At 64.4% G+C, this 4811-nt stretch carries 5 protein-coding genes; 3 read left to right on the forward strand and 2 right to left on the reverse strand.

Going from position 1 to position 4811, the window contains the following annotated elements; genetic code table 11:
* The first annotated feature begins 32 nt into the window (after positions 1-32).
* The 3 genes from feaR (at position 33) to NP534_RS25670 (ending at position 2994) form a co-directional block, all read left to right on the forward strand.
* Complete coding sequence (gene feaR, locus NP534_RS25660) at positions 33-947, forward strand: transcriptional regulator FeaR (protein ID WP_274100577.1); 915 nt, start codon at positions 33-35, stop codon at positions 945-947.
* A gap of 145 nt (positions 948-1092) precedes the next feature.
* Positions 1093-1491 (forward strand): c-type cytochrome, encoded by a 399-nt coding sequence (locus tag NP534_RS25665; protein WP_274100578.1) that lies wholly within the window; start codon positions 1093-1095, stop codon positions 1489-1491.
* Positions 1492-1674: 183 nt separating this feature from the next.
* Positions 1675-2994, forward strand: coding sequence for a hypothetical protein (locus NP534_RS25670; protein ID WP_274100579.1), 1320 nt, complete (start codon positions 1675-1677; stop codon positions 2992-2994).
* A 52-nt stretch (positions 2995-3046) separates the two neighbouring features.
* On the opposite strand, the gene NP534_RS25675 is transcribed toward NP534_RS25670, so the two are convergent.
* Both NP534_RS25675 and NP534_RS25680 read right to left on the reverse strand, forming a co-directional pair.
* Complete coding sequence (locus NP534_RS25675; RefSeq protein ID WP_274100580.1) at positions 3047-3556, reverse strand: nuclear transport factor 2 family protein; 510 nt, start codon at positions 3554-3556, stop codon at positions 3047-3049.
* Positions 3557-3569: 13 nt separating this feature from the next.
* Positions 3570-4694, reverse strand: a complete 1125-nt coding sequence (locus NP534_RS25680; RefSeq protein ID WP_274100581.1) for an amidase — start codon at positions 4692-4694, stop codon at positions 3570-3572.
* Positions 4695-4811 lie beyond the last annotated feature (117 nt).

The following is a 4811-nucleotide window of genomic DNA, read 5'->3' on the forward strand; positions in this document are numbered from 1 at the left end:
TCCGTTCCACGTCTTACCGTGCGAGGCCCCCCATGACACCAGCGACCCGTGTTTGCGACGATCACTTCCAGGCCTGGCTCAGCCAGGTCAACGAAGCCTGCGGCCACTTCAACGCCCGCAAGCTCGACGCAGGCTTCGTCGGCCAGCTCGAAAAGTGCCAGGTAGGCCAGATTTCCATGAGCATCGTCGACATGACCCACGTCCACCTGTTCCGCAGCGCCCGGGAGATTCGCGCCAGCGGCGCCGACAACTACTACGCCGTGCTGCAGATGGCCGGCACCTCGCATATCGAACACCAGGATGCCCGCATCGAGCTGCGGCCCGGCGACCTGACCCTGATCGACGCCAGCGCCCCACTGGACATGCACTTCCACCAACGCTCACGGCAACTGTCACTGATCCTGCCGCGCCCCCAGGTGCAGAGCGGTACCCGCGGCGTGAGCGTGGCCTGCGCAAAACGCATCGAAGCGCAAACCCCATTGGCCAGCATGGCCCGGCAGATGATGCTCGAGGCCGGCCGCACCCAACACATGGCCAACAACGAAAGCCAGGCCGTGCTCGATGCGCTGATCGCCCTGCTGCGCCCGGCCATCACCCATGACTCAGTGCCCGGCAGCCATGAACGGATGTTCCGCAAGGCCCTGGCGCTGATTGACCAGCGCATCACCTGCGAGCAGCTGACCCCTGAACTCATCGCCCATGAAGTGGGCATCTCCATGCGCAGCCTGTACCGCATCTTCGCCAAGCACGACTTGGTCATCGCCCAGTACATCCGTAACCGCCGCCTCGACTTCTGCGCCGAAAGCCTGCGCAACCCGGCGATGGACCAGAAAGTATCGTCGCTGGGTTATGCCTTGGGCTTTTCCGATTCGAGTTACTTCAGCACCGCGTTCAAGGGCCGCTTTGGCATGACCCCGGGCGAGTACCGCAAGCGTCACGCCAATTGACCCCTGTGGCGGGCCTCACGCAACTGACAAGCCCAGCAAACACCCTGGCAGGCACAACAAAACCTGCCGGCCGGCACTGGCACACAATCAAACCGAACACCAACAAGAAGCAGCCCGGCGCTGCCTTACCCAGGAACCGTGCGTGATGTCGACCGTCGTATCCAGCAAGTTCATAGTGACCTTCCTGCTTGCCGCCCTGGCCAGCCCGCTGGCCTTGGCCGAAGAGTGTGCAGCCCCGCAACGCCAGCAAGGCGAACAGGTATTCGCGCGCGACTGTGCGGCGTGCCACTCGGCGCAAAAGGATGGCCCGACCCTGATGGGCCCCAACCTGCACGACGTGGTGGGCCGCACCCCCGGTAGCGTGCCAGGGGCCAATTACTCCCAGGCCATGAAAACCCGCCAGGCGGCCTGGACGGCACAAGCCATCGGCGCCTTCATCGCGCAGCCACAAGCCGCGGTGCCCGGCACCTACATGCCTTACGCAGGGCTGCCGGATGCCGGCGAGCGCCAGTCGGTGACGTGCTTCCTCGCCGGCCTCAAGTAACGCTACCTGCCCACGAAGGCCCCGCAACGGGGCCTTCTGCGTTTCCCCACCCCCTCGCATCAGCTTGGCACAACGCCAAAGGCAACTGGCAGCCAGGGCAAAAACCCGTGCCTGGGCTTGCTTCATGATCATTGGCATGTCTTCGGAACTTCTGCCAAAAACCATGACAAAGGAAGCCAGACCATGCACCACCGCCCGTACCGCCGTACCTTGGCCGCACTCCTGGCCGGGGCTTCGCTGGGTGCGTCCGCGCACGAGCTGTACAGCGATGCCGAACGCCACCTGAACGCCAATGTGGAAGCCGTGTTCGGTGCATTCCACAGCGAACGAAGCTACGTGATTGGCCGTGACCAACCCGGCTCTACCTCCTGGCAGGAGGGCTACATCAAGTATGGTTTGAGTGCCGACCAGCGCCTGGGGAGCATGGGGGCGTTGTATGGCGCCTTTGCCCTGCTCAGCTCGGCGACCTGGGGGGACGGTGACGCTGCAGGCTTCAGCGACGGCAGCGAACGCACCAGCAAGATCGAAGATGCCTACCTGGGCTGGAAGTCCGGCAACCTGGTACCGCTGCTGGGCGAGGACGGTATCGACCTGTCGTTCGGCAAACAGATGGTCGCCGTGGGCGATGGTTTTCTGCTTCAGGGGGACTCGCTGAACGTTGGCCATGGCCTGGCCGATGGGCAGTTCAACCGGGGTGGCGCCTACTACCTGGCGGCGCGCAAGAGCTTCGACAAGACCGCCGTGCTGCGCCTGGGTGGCAGCAGCGGCTGGCGCGGCGACCTGATGTGGCTGCAATCGGACAACCGCGCCCAGGCCAACACCGAAATGCACGTCGCCACCCTGGAACACGTGGCGGACGCTGGCACGGTCGGCCTGACCTACATCGCCACCACCCATGTCGACGAGCAATACGCCTCGCCCCAGCAACTGGAACGCGACGGCATGAAAACCTACAGCCTGCGTGGCCAGGGCAATGCCGGGGTAGACAACCTGTTCCTGTCCGGGGAATACGCCAAACAGGACAAGCCCCACACCGCCACCGAGGATGCCTGGTACCTGGAAGCAGGCTGGACCTTCGCCAACCTGCCCTGGCAGCCGAACCTCAGCTACCGCTACAGCCGCTTTTCAGAGCAGTACGACACCCTGTTCTACGGCCTTGGGCGCGGGTTGGGGACGTGGTTCCAGGGTGAAGTGGCGGGCAACTATGCCGGGCCGTTCAATAGCAATGCGCGGGTGCAGAAGGTTGGCCTGGCGGTCAGCCCGAGCCCCACGCTGAACCTCGGGGTGATGGCGTTCAACTTCGATACCATCGACCGCAGGTTGGGCAATGTGGACGGGCGTGAGCTGGATATCTATGCCGAATGGACCATCAATGATCACCTGATGGTCGTGCCCTTGGTGGGGTTGTATCAGCCGGATCGCAGTGCCGAGCAAGGGGGGACGCAGTTGGGCAGCAACAATGACAACCTGTATGGGCAGGTGGTGTTCGTCAGCACGTTTTGAGCGGGAGACTGCTGGGGCCGCAAAGCGGCCCCAGCAACAATGGCCCTACGCTCTACTCAGGCACCGGCAACGGCGCCTCGCTGTTCCACCCCGTAACCGGCCGGCTGAACAGGTTCTCGGTCTGGAAATGCGCCATGCGCCAGCGCCCCTCTTCCAACGCAAAGCGCACCGTCAACCGGGCGGCATTCAGGTGCGACGCGCCGTCGGCAAAGGTACTGGTCTGCAACATCACCCAGCGCCCAAGCCCTTCATCACCGGCCACCTCGATCACCTCGCTGGTCAGGAAGTGCACATTCAAGGCAAAGTGCGCCGGCGTCTTCATGTAGGTGGCAAACATCGCGCGGATCGCCTCGCGGCCATGGTAGCCACCAAAGCTTTCGGCGTACTTGGCGCCCTTGCCTTCCCACACCGCCTCACGGCAGAACAACCCCGCCAGTTCATCGAGCGGTGAGCTGGCGTCCAACTGGTCGCACAGCGCCATGTAGCGGTTCATGCAGACGCGGATGGCCTGCTGGTGTTCGAAGCAGAGCAGCCGGGCCTGCAGTTCAAGGATATCGGTCATGGCTACGCTGGCCTCAGTGCTCGTTACCGGCATACAGGTTCAGCAGCAAGCGCTCGGCCACCGCCAACAGTTTTTCGTCGGCGCCCTTCGCCGCCACCAGTTGCAGGCCGACCGGCAAGCCGGCCTCGCTGCCCAGCGGGATGCTCAACGCCGGGTGCCCCGACAGGTTGAACGGCCGCACCAGCGAGGTCATGCCCAGCACCGCCCGGGTGTCGGCAGCATCCTCCAGGCGCAGCGGGAAGTCCGGCAGGGTCGGCAGGGCCAGGACGTCGAAGCTGGCCAGGGCCTGGTCGACTTCATCGGTAAACCTTCGACGCACCTCTTCAGCCTCGGCCAGCGCCGAGTCCGTGGTCTGCCCCGCTGCCGCCAGGCGCCCGGCGATATCGCTGCCGACCTTGCCGGTTTGCAGAAGGTGGCCACAGCCTTCGAATGTTTCGCGGTTGATCACTACCATGCCGGCGTCGTAGGCAGCGCCAAAATGCTTGAGCTCGACGTTGCCCAAAGGCAAGCCACTGGCCGTCAGCGCCCCGTGTACCACCTTGTGGATGGCAGCCTCGGCGGTCACCCGCAACACACCGATGCGCGCCTTGGTCGGCACCTGGGCGGGGACGAAGGTGGGGTCGATCATGCTCATGGCACGCACCAGCATCGGCAGGCTCGCGGCGAACGGGCCAACGCAGTCGAGGCTGGTGCGCGCTGGCATCACGCCTTTGCGGCTTACCCGGCCGAACGTCGGCTTGAGGCCGAACACCCCACAGCAACAGGCCGGGACGCGCACCGAACCGCCGGTGTCGGTACCCAGGCTGAAGTCTGCCAAGCCCGCCGCCACCGCAGCGGCCGAACCGCTGGACGAGCCACCGGGAATGCGCCCTGGAAAACGCGGGTTGGCTGCCGTGCCGGTATAGCGGTTGATCCCGGTGGTGCCAAACGCCAGCTCGTGCAGGCTGACCTTGCCGGTCAATCGGGCACCGGCGGCCAGCAACTGGCTGACCACCTCGGCATGGCGCTCGGCCAGCGGCGCGTCCTCCAACGCCTGGCTGCTGGCGCGGCTGGCGGTACCGGCGACATCGATGGTGTCCTTGACCACGACCCGGGGGCCGGTGCCGCCCAGATCAAGGGTTTCTACTATGATTGTCATTGTTGTGCAGCCCTCTTCAAGAATGGATGCCGGGCCTTTGCCCAGCCGCTAAAATGCGGGCCGATTACTTGAAATGTCAACTGAATATTCCAGTAATTCCCGACCGTTTTGCGGTAG

Source organism: Pseudomonas sp. 39004, assembly GCF_028682155.1.
In the GTDB taxonomy this organism is placed as follows: domain Bacteria; phylum Pseudomonadota; class Gammaproteobacteria; order Pseudomonadales; family Pseudomonadaceae; genus Aquipseudomonas; species Aquipseudomonas capeferrum.

Coding starts and splice junctions, on each gene's coding strand:
- NP534_RS25675 (WP_274100580.1), bottom strand. CDS start 3,556: ATGACCGATATCCTTGAACTGCAGGCCCGGCTGCTCTGCTTCGAACAC.
- NP534_RS25670 (WP_274100579.1), top strand. CDS start 1,675: ATGCACCACCGCCCGTACCGCCGTACCTTGGCCGCACTCCTGGCCGGG.
- NP534_RS25680 (WP_274100581.1), bottom strand. CDS start 4,694: ATGACAATCATAGTAGAAACCCTTGATCTGGGCGGCACCGGCCCCCGG.
- NP534_RS25665 (WP_274100578.1), top strand. CDS start 1,093: ATGTCGACCGTCGTATCCAGCAAGTTCATAGTGACCTTCCTGCTTGCC.
- feaR (WP_274100577.1), top strand. CDS start 33: ATGACACCAGCGACCCGTGTTTGCGACGATCACTTCCAGGCCTGGCTC.